The sequence below is a fragment of the Pseudomonas sp. NMS19W genome (assembly GCF_051554255.1).
Lineage (GTDB): Bacteria > Pseudomonadota > Gammaproteobacteria > Pseudomonadales > Pseudomonadaceae > Aquipseudomonas > Aquipseudomonas kribbensis.
In genome coordinates this window covers 5,442,856-5,458,720 of record NZ_CP136718.1, presented here as the reverse complement: position 1 = coordinate 5,458,720, position 15,865 = coordinate 5,442,856, and the positions used below count along the sequence as shown (strand labels likewise).

Here is a 15,865-nt window from a genome sequence, read left to right as displayed (position 1 = left end):
ACCCGGTTTGGAACGCATTGCAGTCATCGACTTTGAAACCACCGGCATCTCGCCGAGCAGCAGCTGCCGGGCCACGGAAATCGCCGTGGTCATGCTGGAAAACGGCCGCATCGTCGAGCGTTACCAGAGCCTGATGAACGCCGGCGTCCGCGTCCCGGCCTTCATCGAACAACTCACCGGCATCAGCAACGCGATGCTGCGCACCGCGCCCTCGGCCGAACAGGTGATGAACGAAGTCAACGAATTCGTCGGCTGCACACCGCTGCTGGCGCACAACGCCGCGTTCGACCAGAAGTTCTGGGACTTCGAACTGGGCCGGATCAAACGCACCCGCCTGCAGAACTTCGCCTGCTCGCTGCTGCTGGCTCGTCGTTTGATGCCTGCGGCGCCGAATCACAAGCTCGGCACGCTCACGACCTTTGCCCAACTGCCGCATACCGGTCAGGCGCACAGGGCGATGGCGGATGCGGAGATGGCGGCGAATTTGCTGGCGCATCTGGCGGATGAATTGCGGCACAAGCATGGGGTGCGGGAGCTATCGCACGACCTGCTTTGCAAGTTGCAGAAAGTCCCTGCGGCGAAGGTTCGGGAGCATCTTCAGCGATTTCGCTGATTACTTGCCGTTGCCCTCGATATGCCCCAACGGCACCCGCTTCTCTATCGCACTCGACAACACGATCGACGTCTTGCTGAATCCGAATTTCGCCACCTGGTTGATCAAGTCCTCCAGCTCCGGCATCGAACCCACCGCGGCCTTCATGATCACGCACGGATCGCCCGTCACTCGAAAACACTCGGTCAGTTGCGGGATTTTCACCAGTTCGTCGTAGACCTTTTGACTGCCGTTCTGGTGAAGGCGCAATTCGATCACGCACTGGATCGGCAAGCCGATTTTCGACAGGTCGATGTTCGCCTGATACCCGGTGATGACTCCGGCCGCCTCCAGTTTGGCCACGCGCTCGGCGACGGCGGGGGCGGAGAGGTTCACTTTGCGGGCGAGGTCGGCGTAGGACGCGCGACCGTTTTCGAGCAGGGCGCCGAGCAGCATGCGGTCGTATTTGTCCAAGGTCGGACTCCTGAAAATGCCAGACTTTCGAAATCGTGGTTTTGGCCGTCGATCTCCGTGTTTTCAAAAGTGTACCGGCGCTATAAACAGGTTTTGTAACTTATTTTTAGCGGTTGGCCTTTCTAGAATAACCAATCCCCTGTGTCTGACTTTCGAGTTGCCCATGTCTGCCTTGCGCCGTTTTTCCTTGACATTGATCGCTGCGTTTTTTGCGTTGTACGTGATTTGGGGATCGACCTATCTGGTGATCCGCATCGGCGTCGAGTACTGGCCGCCGCTGATGCTCGGCGGTGTGCGCTTCGTGATCGCCGGCACGTTGATGTACGCGTTCCTGCGCTGGCGCGGGGCACCGGCGCCGACCTGGGCGCAGTGGAAAGCGGCGGGGATCATCGGGATTCTGTTGCTCAGTTTCGGTAACGGCGCGGTGACCCTGGCCGAGCACAGCGGCGTGGCGTCGGGTGTTGCCGCGTTGGCAGTGGCGACGGTGCCGCTGTTCACTTTGCTCTGCGGTTATTTCTGGGGCGCGCGCAACACCCGTCTGGAATGGGCCGGGGTGGCGATGGGGATTATCGGCATCGCGATGCTCAACATGGGCTCCAACCTGCAATCGAGCCCGCTGGGTGCGGCGCTGCTGATTTTCGCGGCGGCGAGCTGGGCGTTCGGTTCGGTGTGGAGCAAACACCTGCCGTTGCCCCAGGGCGCAATGGCCAGTGCTGTGGAAATGCTGGTGGGCGGCGTGGTGCTGTTGATCGGCAGCGCGGTGAGCGGTGAACACCTGCAAGCCATGCCGCCGCTGGAAGGCTGGCTGGCGCTGGCGTACCTGATCTTCTTCGGCTCGATCATCGCCTTCAACGCCTACATGTATCTGTTGAAAAACGTTCGCCCGGCGGCGGCCACCAGTTATGCCTATGTGAACCCGGCGGTGGCGGTGTTGCTGGGGATCGTGTTTGTCGGCGAGACCATCGGGGTCGAAGAGGCGCTGGCGATGCTGGTGATCATTGGCGCGGTGGTGCTGATCGGGTTGCCGCAGTGGCGCCGCCCTCGGCAGTTGCCGGTGGTCAGCGAGCCGGCTGCCATAGCGACGGAGCAGCGTGCGAATTAGGGTAAACTGCGCGCCATCGCACACGTGCACTGATTTTTTCCTACGGTACTCCCATGACTTTCGCCACCCTTGGCCTGATCGAACCCTTGCTGCGCTCCCTCGAGAAGCTCGGCTACCAGACCCCGACGCCGGTGCAGGCGCAGGCCATTCCGGCCGTGCTGGCCGGTCGCGACCTGATGGCCGCGGCCCAGACCGGCACCGGCAAGACCGCCGGTTTCGCCTTGCCGCTGCTGCAACTGCTGGCGATGGAAGGGCCGAAAGTCACCGCCAACTCGGTGCGTGCGCTGATTCTGGTGCCGACTCGCGAGCTGGCCGAACAAGTCCACGAAGCCGTGCGCCAGTACGCCGAAAACCTGCCATTGCGCACTTACGCTGTGTACGGCGGCGTCAGCATCAACCCGCAGATGATGAAGCTGCGCGGCGGCGTCGATCTGTTGGTCGCCACTCCGGGCCGTCTGCTCGACCTGTTCCGCCAGAACGCGCTGAAGTTCAATCAGTTGCAAACTCTGGTGCTGGACGAAGCCGACCGCATGCTCGACCTGGGCTTTTCCGAAGAGCTGGCGAACATTTACCGCGCGCTGCCGAAGAAACGTCAGACGCTGCTGTTCTCCGCAACCTTCTCCGATGACATCCGCCTGCTGGCCGGGCAGATGCTCAACGATCCGCAGAGCATCGAAGTCAGCCCGCGCAACGTCGCCGCCAACACCGTCAAGCAGTGGGTGGTGACGGTGGACAAGAAGCGCAAGCCGGAACTGTTCGTGCACTTGATGCGCAAGAACAAGTGGAAGCAGGTGCTGGTGTTCGCCAAGACCCGTAATGGTGTGGACGCGCTGGTCGAGAAGCTTCAAGGCCTGGGCGTGAACGCCGACGGCATCCACGGCGACAAGCCGCAAGCGACCCGGCAGCGCGCGCTGGACCGTTTCAAACTGAGCGAAGTGCAGATTCTGGTGGCCACCGACGTGGCGGCCCGTGGTCTGGATATCGAAGACCTGCCACTGGTGGTCAACTTCGATCTGCCGATCGTTGCCGAGGATTACATCCACCGTATCGGCCGGACTGGCCGCGCAGGTTCGACTGGTCAGGCGATTTCGCTGGTGTGTGCCGACGAAGTGAACATGTTGTCGGCGATTGAAATGCTGACCCGCAGCACGTTGAAGCGTGAGGTTGAGCCGGACTTCGTACCGGAGCACCGCGTGCCGGACACCGACGCCAGTGGGCAGGTGATCAAGAAGCCGAAGAAACCGAAAAAGCCGAAAGTTTCCGGTGGCGGCGGTGGCAAGCGCAATCTGGGCAAGTGGGTGGACAGCGGGGATACCCCGGCGCCGGAGGTGGCGATCAAGCCTGTGCGCAAGGTGCCGGTGTTCAATACCGGGCCGCGCAAGCGTAAGCCATAGGGGCAGCGGCGAGTTTCAAGCTGCAAGTTACGAGTCAAGGGCGGTTTGTTGTTAGCTTTTGGCTTGTAGCTTGCCGCTGTAGTTGAGCCACTTCAGCATTCCAGCTCCGGCCGCCCGGCCACTGGCAAAACACGCCGTCAGCAGATACCCGCCAGTCGGCGCCTCCCAATCCAGCATTTCCCCCGCACAGAACACCCCCGGCAACGCCTTGAGCATCAAGCGCTCATCCATCGCCTCAAATGTCACGCCACCGGCACTGCTGATCGCTTCATCCAGCGGTCGAGTTTTCACCAGCGTCAGCGGCAAGGCCTTGATCGCGCGGGCCAGCAGCGCGGGATCGGCAAAGGTCGCGGCATCAGTGAGTTCACGCAGCAACGCCGCTTTCACCCCATCAATCCCGACCTGACTGTGCAGATGCTTGGCCATTGAGCGCGAACCTCGTGGTTTGCTCAACGCCGCCTGCAATTTATCCACAGGGCGGCCGGGCAGCAGGTCGATGTGAACAGTCGCGGCACCGTGCACATTGATCGCTTCGCGAATCGGCGCTGAGAGCGCATAAATCAGACTGCCCTCGATCCCGGTCGCGGTAATCACGCATTCACCCAGACGCGGAACGTCGTCGTTCAAACCGATGGCGATATTTTTCAGCGGCGCGCCGGCGAATTTGCTGACCATCACTTCGCTCCAGGCCTGCACCTCGAAGCCGCAATTGCTCGGCTGCAAGGGCGCCAATCCTACGCCGCGTTGCTCCAATGGCAGCATCCACGCACCGTCGGAGCCCAGACGCGACCAGCTGCCGCCGCCGAGGGCGAGCAGGGTGGCGTCGGGACTCAGGGTTTTCTCGCCTTCCGGGCTGTCGATGCGCAGCGCGCCGTTTTCATCCCAGCCGAGCCAACGGTGGCGGGTGTGGATAACTACGCCGCTGTCACGCAGGCGCTTGAGCCAGGCGCGCAGCAACGGTGCGGCTTTCATGTCGGTGGGGAACACCCGGCCGGAGCTGCCGATAAAGGTCTCGATGCCCAGTTCGTGAATCCACCGGCACAGTGCGTCGGCATCGAAGGCGCGCAGCAGCGGGGCGATGTTCGGGGCGCGTTCGGCGTAGCGTGAGAGGAACGCCGGCCAGGCTTCGGAATGGGTGATGTTCATGCCGCCAACCCCGGCCAGCAGGAACTTGCGGCCCACCGAGGGCATGCCGTCGTACAGATCGACGCGGACTCCGGCCTGGCTCAGCACTTCGGCGGCCATCAGGCCGGCGGGGCCACCGCCGATGATGGCGACGTGAGCGGGAAGGGCGGCGGAAGTCTGGGTCATGGCAGCGGCAATAGCGTGGCGGAATAAGCCGCGCATTCTAGCAGCAGCGGCCGGCGTCAGGCCTGATCAAAAAACAACCAGCTGGCTGCAGGCCATGTTCAGCGTGGGCTGTAGTCCCTTTCGCTCAGGTTATCCACAGGCCGTTCCACAGCCATTGTGGGTAACGCAGCACAACTCAATGACAACCGGATGACTGCCAGACGCGTTGCGCACTGTGATGCAGGATGCCGTGGCGACGGGCGAGGGCCTGGCGATCCTTGCTGTAGCCACCGCCGATCACGCCGACCACCGGGATATCGCGGCCCAGGCAATGGCGCATGACGCTTTCATCGCGGGCGGCAACGCCTTCGTCGGTCAGTTGCAGATAACCGAGGGCGTCGTCCTTGTGCACATCGACGCCGGCGTCGTACAGCACCAGATCCGGCTGATACAGCGGCAGCAAATAGTTGAGCGCATCGTCGACGACTTTCAGGTAATCGGCATCGCCCATGCCGTTGGGCAGCGGAATGTCCCAGTCGCTTTCGGCCTTGCGTGCAGGAAAGTTCTTTTCGCAGTGCAGGGAAACGGTGATGGCTTCCGGGGTGTTGTGCAGAATCCGTGCGGTGCCGTCGCCCTGATGCACGTCGCAATCGAAGATCAGCACCCGGTTCACCCGGCCGCTTTGCAGCAGGTAGTGACTGATGATCGCCAGGTCATTGAAGATGCAGAACCCGGCGGGATAGTCGTAGTGGGCGTGATGAGTGCCACCGGCCAGGTGGCAGGCCAGACCATGTTCCAGTGCTTTTTCCGCTGCCAGTATCGAACCGCCGACCGCCCGCACCGTGCGCCGGGCCAGCGCTTCGTTCCATGGCAGGCCGAGGCGCCGTTGGTCTTCGCGGGACAGCTCGCCACTCATGTAGCGTTCGATATAGCTGCGGTCATGGGCCAGGGCGAGGATGTCGGCAGGGCACAGCTCAGGGCGCAGCAAGTCTTCGTCGCGGGTCAGGCCGCTGTCCACCAAGTGATCGCGCAGCAGACGGAACTTGTCCATGGGAAAGCGGTGATCCGCCGGAAACTCGGGGCTGTAGTCTTCGTGGTAGATCAACGGCAATGGCATGGCGGACTATTCATAAAGGCTGTAGGAAAGAGTGCAAAGCCTACCAGCGATGTAGACTGGCGGCATGGAAACGGAGGGGCACGATGGAGCCGATACTGCAGCTGGAAAGCGCGCGACTGCTGATGCGTCAGTGGCAGGACGCGGATTTGCCGGCATTTGCGGCGATGTGCGCCGATCCGCAGGTGATGCGCTATTTTCCCGCGCTGTTGAGCCGGCTGGAAAGTGCCGCAATGATCGGCCGTGTGCGCGGTCATTTTGCCGAACACGGCTTCGGCCTGTGGGCGCTGGAGCGCAAGGACACCGGCGAATTCATCGGTTTCACCGGGCTTGGCGTGGTCGGTTTCGAGGCGCCGTTCACCCCGGCGGTGGAAATCGGCTGGCGTCTGGCGAAAGAACATTGGGGCCTGGGATATGCCAGCGAGGCGGCGTGGACCGCGCTGCGTTGCGGCTTTGACCGGTTGGCCTTGAAAGAGATTGTGTCCTTCACCGCGCAGAGCAATCTGCCGTCGGAAAAAGTCATGCAGGCCATCGGCATGCATCACGACCCGGCCCATGATTTCGATCACCCGAAACTGGCTGTCGATCACCCGTTGCGTCGACATCTGTTGTACCGAATCACCAGGGAGCAATGGCTGCAGACCCTGCATGGCTAAGCCGACACGGACGTTTACAATGGCGCGATCATGGCTCGCGCCAGAACCTGAATTGGCCGCCGCAGCCGAGACTGCGCGGCATAGCGTTGTGTGAGGAGAGTCTGAATGAGCCAAGTGTTGGAAGATCTGGTGGATCTGCTGACCCTCGAACCGATCGAGGAAAACCTGTTCCGTGGTCGCAGTCAGGATCTGGGCTTTCGCCAGTTGTTCGGCGGCCAGGTGCTCGGCCAGTCGCTGTCGGCGGCCAGTCAGACGGTTGAAGAGACGCGTCATGTGCATTCGATGCACGGCTACTTCTTGCGTCCGGGCGATGCCAAGTTGCCGGTGGTCTACTCGGTTGACCGCGTGCGTGACGGCGGCAGCTTCAGCACCCGTCGCGTGACGGCGATCCAGAAGGGCCACCCGATTTTCACCTGCAGCGCTTCGTTCCAGTACGACGAAGAAGGCTTCGAACACCAGAGCCAGATGCCGCAAGTGGTCGGCCCGGAAAACCTGCCTTCGGAGCTGGAGCTGACCCAGCAACGCGCGCACCTGATCCCGGAACACATGCGTGAAAAGCTGTTGTGCCCGAAACCGATCGAAGTGCGCCCGGTCACTGAAAAAGACCCGTACAACCCGCAACCGGCGGATCCGATCAAGTATGTGTGGTTCCGTGCCGACGGTGCGCTGGCCGACATCCCGGCGCTGCACAAATACCTGCTGGCCTACGCCTCGGATTTCGGTCTGCTGACCACGTCGATGCTGCCCCACGGCAAATCGGTCTGGCAGAAAGACATGCAAGTCGCCAGCCTCGACCACGCGTTGTGGTTCCACAACGACCTGCGCGCCGATGACTGGTTGCTCTACGCCATGGACAGCCCGTGGGCCGGCAATTCTCGCGGGTTCTCCCGTGGCAGCGTGTTCAACCGCGCCGGGCAACTCGTAGCCTCGGTGACCCAGGAAGGCCTGATCCGTCATCGCAAGGACTGGGCATGAGTCTGGCGGAGGTGCGGCACTGGGTGTTCGACATGGACGGCACCCTGACCGTCGCCGTACATGATTTCGCGGCGATTCGCGTGGCGCTGGCGATCCCGCCGGAGGACGACATCCTTACGCACCTCACGGCGCTGCCCGTCGAGGAAGCGGCGGCGAAACATGTGTGGCTGCTGGAGCATGAACGGGATCTGGCGCTTGGCTCGACCCCGGCAGTCGGTGCGGTGGAACTGGTGCGCGATCTTCACACGCGGGGTTATCGCCTCGGCATCCTGACCCGTAATGCGCGGGAGCTGGCCCATGTGACGCTGGAGGCCATCGGCCTTGCGGACTGCTTCGCGGTGGAGGATGTGCTGGGCCGCGATGAAGCGCCGCCGAAACCGCACCCGGGCGGTTTGCTGAAACTGGCGGAAGCCTGGCAAGTGCCGGCGAGCGAGATGGTGATGGTCGGCGATTACCGCTTCGACCTCGATTGCGGCCGGGCCGCCGGGGCGCACACGGTGCTGGTAAACCTGCCGGATAATCCCTGGCCCGAGCTGACCGACTGGCATGCGAAGGATTGTGTGGAGTTGCGGCGAATGTTGTTCGCTTGAAAAAAAACGGGGGCTTTGGCCCCCGTTTTTTATTGGTCGAAGATTGCTTTCTGACCTTCCGGTGAGGTCAGCATTCCATCGCCGTTATGCCCGACGCCGGGCACTTCCACCAGCCGCTGGTTCACCCCTTCCGGGTGCCGACGCAGCAGATAGCTGAAAAACATCTTCCCGCGTTCCAGTCGATAAGCCCCTTGGGCTTCGGCGGCACAGCTCTTGTCCAGCGCCGGGTGTTGCGGGTCGATGTCCTGCTGGCCCAGCAGATAAATCACCTCGCGTTTGACGTAACTGCCTTCAAGCTGTGCGGGCGTTTGCCCACCGGAATAGATCGGCGGATCCACCAGACCGTACTTCCAGCGATTGAAACCCGGGCACTGCGCGTGATCGAACGCCACCGGCCGTTGCTCGTTGAAGTAGGCGTAGGACGACGGGTTGGCCACCACATACCGCAAGCGAATGCCTTCAGCCTTGAGCGCTGATTGTTCGCGGGCGAGCAGGGCATAACGCTGCACCACCTGACCGCCGCCGGAGTGGCCGAAGATCACGATCTGCTTCACGTCCGGAAACTGCTTGCGATCGGTCAGCCGACCAATGATTTCGTCGAGAGCGGCATAGGAGCTGAGCGGGTTCGGCCCTGTGGATAACCCGCCGCCCATCCACTCATTGCCCTTCCAGCGCAGCACGCTGGCGGGCAACGAATAGAGGGCGACATCGCTTTCGTTGAGAAACTGCGGTGCGATCACCAGGGTGTTGGCGGTTTGCCCGGCCAGTTCGGCGGCGCTCTCGCCACTCTTGCGATAGGTCTCGGCGTTGCGCAGCTTGCCATGAATGACAATCAGCACCCGCTCGATTTTCGCCGGAGCCGGGCCGATACCCACCGCCATTTCGCCGGCCTGCAATTGCAGGCGTCCGGGACTGATCGCGTCGACGCCGGCCGCATGTGCGGAGCTACCAATGAACAGTAAAGCCAACAGCCATTTATGCATTTACAGGTTTTTCGCCGCAAAGGTATCGCACTGGCCGACCTGGCCCTGGGCGAATCCGGTTTTGAACCAGCGCACCCTTTGCGCCGACGTACCGTGGGTGAACGAGTCCGGCACCACGCGGCCCTGACCCTGTTGTTGCAGGCGATCATCACCGATGGCGTTTGCCGCGTTCAAGGCTTCTTCGATGTCGCCCGGCTCCAGCCAGTTCAGGCGTTTCTGCGCGTGGTAGGCCCAGACGCCCGCCAGGCAATCGGCTTGCAGTTCCTGACGCACCAGCAGACCGCCATCACCTTGCATCTGCCGACCTTGTTGGCGGGCGGCCTGAATTTTCGCCGAGACGCCGAGAAGCGTCTGCACATGGTGTCCGACTTCGTGAGCGATCACGTAGGCCTGGGCGAAGTCGCCGGCGGCCTTGAAGCGTTGGGCCATTTCCTGGAAGAACGCCATGTCCAGATAGACCTTCTGGTCTGCCGGGCAATAGAACGGGCCGGTGGCCGAGGTGGCCAGACCGCAGGCGGAATTCACCCGGTTGCTGAACAGCACCAGGGTCGGGTCCTTATATTGACGACCGGCCTGCTGGAAAATCGCACCCCAGGTGTCTTCGGTGTCGCCGAGGATCGAGCGCACGAATTCGGCCTGTTCATCGTTGGCCGGCGGTGCCTGACGGGTTTGCGAAGCAGGGGCCGATTGCTCGGTCATCTGCCCGGTGAGCTGGCCGAGGATCTGCAACGGGTCCTGCCCGGTGATCCAGCCAATGCCGACGATCAGCAGAATCGCGCCGAGGCTCAGGCCCTTGCCGCCGCCGAAACGCATGCCGCCACCACCGCCCATGTCATCGCCACGGGCATCGACGACGTTGTCACTGCGTCGACCTTTTCTCCATAGCATGCGGGAATCCTCTGGTTGAACCTGGTGATGAGTGTTGCTGGTGCACGGAGGTGGCGCCAGTCCGGTCGTCAGACACTTGAACAGCTCCGGCAGTTCGACAGTTGATTCAAGGTTTGTGCGACTGAAGCGGACTATAACTGCGCGCCATCAAAAGTTCTGCAATCGCCTTCGATGTGGGTGAAGCCGGTATTGAACCATTTGACTCGCTGTTGGGATGTGCCATGGGTGTACTCATTCGGGCTGACGTTTCCTGCGTCGTTACCCAGAGCGACGGCAAGTGCCAGGGCTTCGTCGATGTCTCCCGGTTCCAGCCAGTCGAACTTTTTCTGCGCATGGTTCGCCCACACGCCTGTCAGACAATCGGCCTGCAGCTCTCGACGCACACTCAGCCCGCTTTCTCCGATCATGCGCTCGCCATTGCTTTTGGCTTCTTCAATTCTCTCGGAGAGTCCCAAACTGTTCTGAACGTGGTGTGCGACCTCATGGGCGATGACATAGGCCTGGGCAAAATCGCTGACGTTGGAAGAGACTGTTGTTTCTTTTTCCAGTGAAAGCAGATCGATGTAGATTTTTTGATCATCAGGGCAGTAGGCGGGGCCTACCTCTTCCGAGTGCAGTGAACCGCAAGCCGAGGATATTTTCTGGTTGTACAAGACCAGCGTCGGCGGCTGATATTTCACGTCTGTTTCAGCCAGTAGCTCAGTCCATATTTCTTCGGTACTGCCCAGAATGCTTTCGACAAATGAACGATGCGGATCGTCACCTATATGGCTGGCAATCTGCGAATCATGCGCCATCTTCTCCGCGATCGCCTTCGCAGGGCCGACAGTTGCGGCCAGCGATAGCCAGTAGCCTGCCGTTGCGACGGCGATGGAGGAGAGAAGTCCGGCAGCCAGAAACTTTCCTGAAACACCGCGGGCCTCCTTGTCCTTTCGTTGGTCATCCACGTTTTTGCTGCGTTGTGTTTTGTTCCAAAACATTCTGCGTATTCCTGATAGGTTGATGGGCATCTATCGCCCGCCCTATTAGTAGCCGCATGCCAAAGGTGTTTGCAGAAGGAATATGTAAGGGTGCGTAAGACACTTCTGGGTAAAGAAGTAAATGTGGTTCTTTTCAGTATTGGATTGTCGAAAAAGACGGCTTCAGGATGTAATCCGAGAGCGTCTGCACAAGCGACTGGTCGAGCTTCCCGACAAAGGCTCTCAGGCGTCCGAGCGTCTGTGCTTGATTGAAGCTGTGCGCTGTTCGCCCGTTATTTCGAATGTTGTCTGTCAGCGTCATACATCCGGCTCTAGATTGTTGCGCAGTATTTACATGGAGGTCCCATGACCGTCAGCACCCCGTTATCCGGAATAAACCAACCCTTCAAAGGGATCGTGCTGATTGTCGTGGCAACTTTCCTGTTCTCCAGTCACGACGCATTGTCGAAGTATCTCTCGGGTTTCTACCCGATCATCATGGTGGTGTGGGCGCGGTATCTGGTGCATACGCTGCTGATGGCGGGGATTTTTCTGCCGCAGTCGGGCTTGCGCGTGCTGCGCACCAAACGCCCGTTGTGGCAGTTGGCGCGGGCGCTTTGCCTGCTGGGCACCAGCCTGTTTTTCACCACCGCGCTTTTGTACATCCCGCTGGCCGAAGCCACGTCGGTCAACTTTCTTGCGCCGGTGCTGGTGACGGCGCTGTCGGTGCCGCTGCTCAAGGAGCGGGTGACGCGCGGTCAGTGGATCGCGGTGATCTGCGGGTTTATCGGCGTGCTGATCATCGTCCATCCCGGTGGTGAGTTGTTCACCCCGGCGATTCTGTTGCCGTTCTGCTCGGCGCTGTTTTTCTGCTTCTATCAGTTGCTGACCCGCAAGCTCAGCGAAGTCGACAGCCCAACTACCAGCAACTTTTTCGCCGGGTTGTGCAACACGCTGGTGATGAGTGTGCTGGTGCCGTTCTTCTGGCAGGTGCCGAGCCTCGGCCACGCTTTGTTGATGCTGGCGCTGGGCACGTGCGGGATGACGGCGCACCTGTTTCTGACCCAGGCATTCCGGCATGCCGCGCCGGCGTTGCTGGCGCCGTTCGGTTATTGCCAGATCGTGTTTGCGGGGTTGTTGGGGTGGTTGCTGTTCGCGCACACGCCGACCCTGATGACGGTGATCGGGATCGCGGTGATCTGTTGCAGCGGACTGGCGGCGGCGTGGCAGCAAAGCCGACGCTGAAGACGTGACCGGCCTGAAATCAGGCCGGTCAGTGCAGGACGGTTACTCAGTGACGGTAGGAATCTTGCGCGGTGCCATGAAGTACATCCAGGTCAGCGCGATGAAGTACATCGCCGGGATCAGGGTGAACAACACGGTGTAGTTGTTGTTGGTTACGGTGAGGATGTGGCCGACGATCTGGGTCATGAACATCCCGCCGATCGCCGCGCACATGCCGCCGAAACCGAACACCGTGCTCATCATGTGCTTGGGCGTGTAGTCCATCACCAGGCTCCAGATGTTCGCCGTCCAGGCCTGGTGCGCGCCGATGGCCAGGGAGATGGCGGCCACTGCGATCCACAGGTTGGCGGAACCGGCGGCCATGACCACGCCGATGATGCAGCAGGCGAACAGGAACATTGACAGCAGCCGCGCCTTGATCGAGTTCATGCCGCGACCGATCAGGAACGAAGACAGGATCCCGCCGCCCACGCTGCCGAAGTCGGCGGTGACGTAGATGATGATCAGCGGAATGCCCATCTGGGTGACGTTGATGCCCAGGTTGTATTGCTGATTGAGAAACGGCGGCAGCCAGTACAGGTAGAACCAGAACACCGGCGCGGTCAGCGAGTAGGCGAGGGCGAAGGCCCAGGTGCCGCGCATGCGCAGAATCCGCGAGAACGGCACGCGGGCCTGTTCCGGTTCGACTTCTTTCTGGATGTAGTCCAGCTCCGACTGTTTCACGCTCGGATGATCTTCCAGGTTGAAATACTTCAGGCCCCAGAACAGCAACCAGATCCCGCCCAGCGCCGACATGCACAGGAACGCGGCCTGCCAGCCCCACACATGCAGAATCAACGGCAGCAGCATCGGGGTGAACATCGCGCCGACGTTGGTGCCGGCGTTGAAGATGCCGGTGGCCACCGCACGTTCGCCGGCCGGGAACCACAGGCGCGTGGTTTTCACACAGGCCGGGTAGTTGGCCGCTTCGGTCAGGCCGAGAATGAACCGGCAGACCATGAAGCCGACGGCTGAAGTCGCCAGGCCGTGGGCGCCGGTGGCCAGGCTCCAGAGCAGCACCGCGCAGAAGAACACGCGTTTCACGCCCACCCGGTCGATCAGCCGTCCTTGCAGCACGAAGCCGATGGCGTAGCCGACCTGAAACCAGAAGTTGATGTTGGCGTAGTCCATCGCCGTCCAGCTCATTTCCTTGGCGAGGATCGGCTGCATGACGCCGAGGGCGGCGCGGTCGATGTAGTTCAGGGTGGTGGCGAAAAACACCAGCGCCAGCATGCCCCAACGGGTCTTGCCGACGGCCATGGCGCCGCGGATCTTGTCGCCGATGCCACCCGTGGCAGTGCTCATGGCCGGAGCCATGCGGGAAGTCTGTGAAGGAATCATGTGTTCCACCCGTTTTTGGATTTGTTATTTGGTGTGCTTTCTTGTGCACGCTGCGACCGGTGGTTCAGATCCGGACTCAAGGTGAAAGGGATGTTGGGCAGTGGGCGAAAAATCGTCAATTCGCCAAACCGGCATTGTGTTCGATAATCGCACGCAAAACTAACCGGGTAGTACAGTTTAAATTGCTCAATGAAAAACCGGGACCAATAATTCGCTCACCTTATAAAAGCGGCGCAATCCCCGTAGCCGACATCTCCACCGGGAGTTGAAACATGCAGCGATCCATTGCCACCGTTTCCTTGAGCGGAACCCTGCCGGAAAAGCTCGAAGCCATTGCCGCCGCCGGGTTCGACGGGGTGGAGATTTTCGAGAACGACCTTCTGTATTACGACGGCAGCCCTCGGGAAATCCGGCAGATGTGCGCCGACCTCGGAATTGCCATCACCCTGTTCCAGCCGTTCCGCGATTTTGAAGGCTGCCGCCGCGACCGCCTGGAGCGCAATCTGGAACGGGCCGAACGCAAGTTTGATCTGATGCAGGAACTGGGCACCGACCTGGTGCTGGTCTGCAGCAATGCTTCTCCCGACAGCGTTGGCGATCAGCGAATCCTGATCGACGACCTGCGTCTGCTGGCCGAGCATGCCGGTGCTAGAGGCTTGCGCATCGGGTATGAAGCGCTGGCCTGGGGCCGTCACGTCAATACTTATCAACAGGTCTGGGACATCGTGCGCCAAGCCGATCACCCAAGCCTCGGCGTGTTGCTCGACAGCTTCCACACCTTGTCGCTCAAGGGCGATCCTCGGGCGATTGCCGAGATTCCCGGCGACAAGATCTTCTTCGTGCAGATGGCCGACGCACCGATCCTGGCGATGGATGTGCTGGAGTGGAGCCGGCATTTCCGCTGCTTCCCGGGGCAGGGCGAATTCGATCTTCCGGGTTTCCTCGCGCCGATCATTCAGAGTGGCTACTCCGGGCCGCTGTCGCTGGAAATCTTCAACGACGGCTTCCGTGCCGCGCCGCCTCGGGCCAATGCCGCCGACGGTTTGCGTTCGCTGCTGTATCTGGAGGAGAAAACCCGCCAGCGTCTGGAGCAGGAAGTCCGCCCTGTGGATAACCGCGAAATCCTCTTCGAGACGCCGAAGGCCAGCGAGTACAACGGCATCGAGTTTCTGGAGTTCGCCGTCGACGAAGCCCTCGGCGCCAAGCTGTCGAACTGGCTGGAGCGGCTGGGGTTCGTCAAGGCCGGGCAGCATCGTTCCAAGAGCGTCAGCCTGCTGCGGCAGGGCGATATCAACCTGATCCTCAACTCCGAGCCTTATTCGTTCGGCCACAGTTTCTTCGAGGCCCACGGCCCGTCGCTGTGCGCCACCGCCGTGCGGGTCAAGGACAGCGCCAGTGCGCTGGCCCGCGCCGTCGCCTATAAAGGGCAGCCGTATCGCGGACTGGTCGGCCCCAATGAGCTGGAGCTGGCAGCGGTGCGGGCGCCGGATGGCAGCCTGATTTATCTGGTGGACGAAGAGGCGGATGTCTACGGCACCGATTTCAATCTGCTGCCGGGCGCGGTGGCAAGTGGCGGGCTCAAGCGCATCGATCACATGGCCATGGCACTCCCGGCGGACAGCCTCGACAGTTGGGTGCTGTTCTACAAGAGCCTGCTGGATTTCGAGGCCGACGACGAAGTGGTGCTGCCCGATCCCTACGGTCTGGTGAAGAGCCGAGCCCTGCGCAGTCGCGACAGTTCGATCCGTCTGCCGCTGAACATTTCCGAGAACCGCAACACCGCGATCTCACACGCGCTGTCGAGTTATCGCGGTTCCGGGGTGCATCACATCGCCTTCGACTGCGACGACATCTTTGCGCAGGTCAGTCGCGCGAAAGAGGCGGGCGTGCCGCTGCTGGATATCCCGCTCAACTATTACGATGACCTCGCGGCGCGTTTCGATTTCGATGACGAGTTCCTCAGCGAGCTGGCGTACTACAACGTGCTGTATGACCGCGATGCCCAGGGCGGCGAGTTGTTCCACGTCTACACCGAACCGTTCGAAGGGCGCTTCTTCTTCGAGATCATTCAGCGCAAGAACGGTTACGCCGGTTACGGCGCGGCCAACGTCGCGGTGCGACTGGCGGCGATGGCCAAAGCACGCAGTGGCGCCGTTCGCCAGGCGAAGTTGTAGGAAATTCGTAAACGCGGGATTAAACACGGGCCTCGCGGCTTCCTTCACT

Annotated in this window: 15 protein-coding genes; 8 read left to right on the top strand and 7 right to left on the bottom strand. The window is 61.2% G+C overall.

Translation table 11 applies throughout. The features are described 5' to 3' along the window. The first annotated feature begins 7 nt into the window (after positions 1 to 7). Positions 8 to 613: a 3'-5' exonuclease gene (locus R1A29_RS25020; protein WP_438299860.1), complete on the top strand. Its 606-nt coding sequence runs from the start codon at positions 8 to 10 to the stop codon at positions 611 to 613. Here R1A29_RS25020 and R1A29_RS25015 read toward each other — a convergent pair whose 3' ends face one another. Next, positions 614 to 1,066, bottom strand: a complete 453-nt coding sequence (locus R1A29_RS25015; protein WP_265813168.1) for an Lrp/AsnC family transcriptional regulator — start codon at positions 1,064 to 1,066, stop codon at positions 614 to 616. Positions 1,067 to 1,229: 163 nt separating this feature from the next. On the opposite strand from R1A29_RS25015, the gene yedA reads away from it, so the two are divergent. After that, positions 1,230 to 2,168 (top strand): drug/metabolite exporter YedA, encoded by a 939-nt coding sequence (gene yedA / locus R1A29_RS25010; protein WP_438299859.1) that lies wholly within the window; start codon positions 1,230 to 1,232, stop codon positions 2,166 to 2,168. Positions 2,169 to 2,221: 53 nt separating this feature from the next. Further along, positions 2,222 to 3,562, top strand: coding sequence for a DEAD/DEAH box helicase (locus tag R1A29_RS25005; protein WP_438299858.1), 1,341 nt, complete (start codon positions 2,222 to 2,224; stop codon positions 3,560 to 3,562). Between the two features lie 51 nt (positions 3,563 to 3,613). On the opposite strand, the gene R1A29_RS25000 is transcribed toward R1A29_RS25005, so the two are convergent. Both R1A29_RS25000 and R1A29_RS24995 read right to left on the bottom strand, forming a co-directional pair. Next, positions 3,614 to 4,873: a TIGR03862 family flavoprotein gene (locus tag R1A29_RS25000; RefSeq protein ID WP_438299857.1), complete on the bottom strand. Its 1,260-nt coding sequence runs from the start codon at positions 4,871 to 4,873 to the stop codon at positions 3,614 to 3,616. A gap of 175 nt (positions 4,874 to 5,048) precedes the next feature. After that, entirely contained in the window at positions 5,049 to 5,969 is a 921-nt protein-coding gene (locus tag R1A29_RS24995) for a histone deacetylase family protein (protein WP_432217793.1), read from the bottom strand. A gap of 83 nt (positions 5,970 to 6,052) precedes the next feature. Between R1A29_RS24995 and R1A29_RS24990 the strand changes: the two genes are divergently transcribed. From R1A29_RS24990 to R1A29_RS24980, 3 genes are all read left to right on the top strand, one after another. Further along, positions 6,053 to 6,622, top strand: coding sequence for a GNAT family N-acetyltransferase (locus R1A29_RS24990; protein ID WP_192552399.1), 570 nt, complete (start codon positions 6,053 to 6,055; stop codon positions 6,620 to 6,622). Positions 6,623 to 6,727: 105 nt separating this feature from the next. Further along, positions 6,728 to 7,597 carry an acyl-CoA thioesterase II gene (gene tesB / locus R1A29_RS24985; RefSeq protein WP_085712241.1) on the top strand — a complete coding sequence of 290 codons (870 nt, stop codon included), beginning with the start codon at positions 6,728 to 6,730 and terminating at the stop codon, positions 7,595 to 7,597. Continuing rightward, complete coding sequence (locus tag R1A29_RS24980; protein ID WP_438299856.1) at positions 7,594 to 8,187, top strand: HAD family hydrolase; 594 nt, start codon at positions 7,594 to 7,596, stop codon at positions 8,185 to 8,187. Before tesB ends, R1A29_RS24980 begins: the two co-directional genes overlap by 4 nt. A gap of 29 nt (positions 8,188 to 8,216) precedes the next feature. Here R1A29_RS24980 and R1A29_RS24975 read toward each other — a convergent pair whose 3' ends face one another. The 3 genes from R1A29_RS24975 to R1A29_RS24965 all read right to left on the bottom strand — a co-directional run bounded on the left by R1A29_RS24975 (position 8,217) and on the right by R1A29_RS24965 (position 11,038). After that, positions 8,217 to 9,170: an alpha/beta hydrolase gene (locus R1A29_RS24975; protein WP_438299855.1), complete on the bottom strand. Its 954-nt coding sequence runs from the start codon at positions 9,168 to 9,170 to the stop codon at positions 8,217 to 8,219. After that, entirely contained in the window at positions 9,171 to 10,058 is an 888-nt protein-coding gene (ypfJ, locus tag R1A29_RS24970; protein ID WP_438299854.1) for a KPN_02809 family neutral zinc metallopeptidase, read from the bottom strand. A 131-nt stretch (positions 10,059 to 10,189) separates the two neighbouring features. Beyond that, complete coding sequence (locus R1A29_RS24965) at positions 10,190 to 11,038, bottom strand: neutral zinc metallopeptidase (protein ID WP_438299853.1); 849 nt, start codon at positions 11,036 to 11,038, stop codon at positions 10,190 to 10,192. A gap of 345 nt (positions 11,039 to 11,383) precedes the next feature. On the opposite strand from R1A29_RS24965, the gene R1A29_RS24960 reads away from it, so the two are divergent. After that, complete coding sequence (locus tag R1A29_RS24960) at positions 11,384 to 12,262, top strand: DMT family transporter (RefSeq protein ID WP_438299852.1); 879 nt, start codon at positions 11,384 to 11,386, stop codon at positions 12,260 to 12,262. A gap of 42 nt (positions 12,263 to 12,304) precedes the next feature. Here the strand turns inward: R1A29_RS24960 and R1A29_RS24955 are convergent, their stop codons facing one another. Then, positions 12,305 to 13,642 (bottom strand): MFS transporter, encoded by a 1,338-nt coding sequence (locus R1A29_RS24955; protein ID WP_438299851.1) that lies wholly within the window; start codon positions 13,640 to 13,642, stop codon positions 12,305 to 12,307. 272 nt (positions 13,643 to 13,914) lie between these two features. On the opposite strand from R1A29_RS24955, the gene quiC reads away from it, so the two are divergent. Further along, a complete protein-coding gene (gene quiC / locus R1A29_RS24950; protein WP_438299850.1) occupies positions 13,915 to 15,816 on the top strand; it encodes a 3-dehydroshikimate dehydratase QuiC in 1,902 nt (633 codons plus the stop codon). The last annotated feature ends 49 nt before the right edge of the window (positions 15,817 to 15,865 follow it).

Coding starts and splice junctions, on each gene's coding strand:
- R1A29_RS24965 (WP_438299853.1), bottom strand. CDS start 11,038: ATGTTTTGGAACAAAACACAACGCAGCAAAAACGTGGATGACCAACGA.
- yedA (WP_438299859.1), top strand. CDS start 1,230: ATGTCTGCCTTGCGCCGTTTTTCCTTGACATTGATCGCTGCGTTTTTT.
- ypfJ (WP_438299854.1), bottom strand. CDS start 10,058: ATGCTATGGAGAAAAGGTCGACGCAGTGACAACGTCGTCGATGCCCGT.
- R1A29_RS25000 (WP_438299857.1), bottom strand. CDS start 4,873: ATGACCCAGACTTCCGCCGCCCTTCCCGCTCACGTCGCCATCATCGGC.
- R1A29_RS24955 (WP_438299851.1), bottom strand. CDS start 13,642: ATGATTCCTTCACAGACTTCCCGCATGGCTCCGGCCATGAGCACTGCC.
- R1A29_RS24990 (WP_192552399.1), top strand. CDS start 6,053: ATGGAGCCGATACTGCAGCTGGAAAGCGCGCGACTGCTGATGCGTCAG.
- R1A29_RS24975 (WP_438299855.1), bottom strand. CDS start 9,170: ATGCATAAATGGCTGTTGGCTTTACTGTTCATTGGTAGCTCCGCACAT.
- R1A29_RS25005 (WP_438299858.1), top strand. CDS start 2,222: ATGACTTTCGCCACCCTTGGCCTGATCGAACCCTTGCTGCGCTCCCTC.
- quiC (WP_438299850.1), top strand. CDS start 13,915: ATGCAGCGATCCATTGCCACCGTTTCCTTGAGCGGAACCCTGCCGGAA.
- R1A29_RS24960 (WP_438299852.1), top strand. CDS start 11,384: ATGACCGTCAGCACCCCGTTATCCGGAATAAACCAACCCTTCAAAGGG.
- R1A29_RS24995 (WP_432217793.1), bottom strand. CDS start 5,969: ATGCCATTGCCGTTGATCTACCACGAAGACTACAGCCCCGAGTTTCCG.
- tesB (WP_085712241.1), top strand. CDS start 6,728: ATGAGCCAAGTGTTGGAAGATCTGGTGGATCTGCTGACCCTCGAACCG.
- R1A29_RS24980 (WP_438299856.1), top strand. CDS start 7,594: ATGAGTCTGGCGGAGGTGCGGCACTGGGTGTTCGACATGGACGGCACC.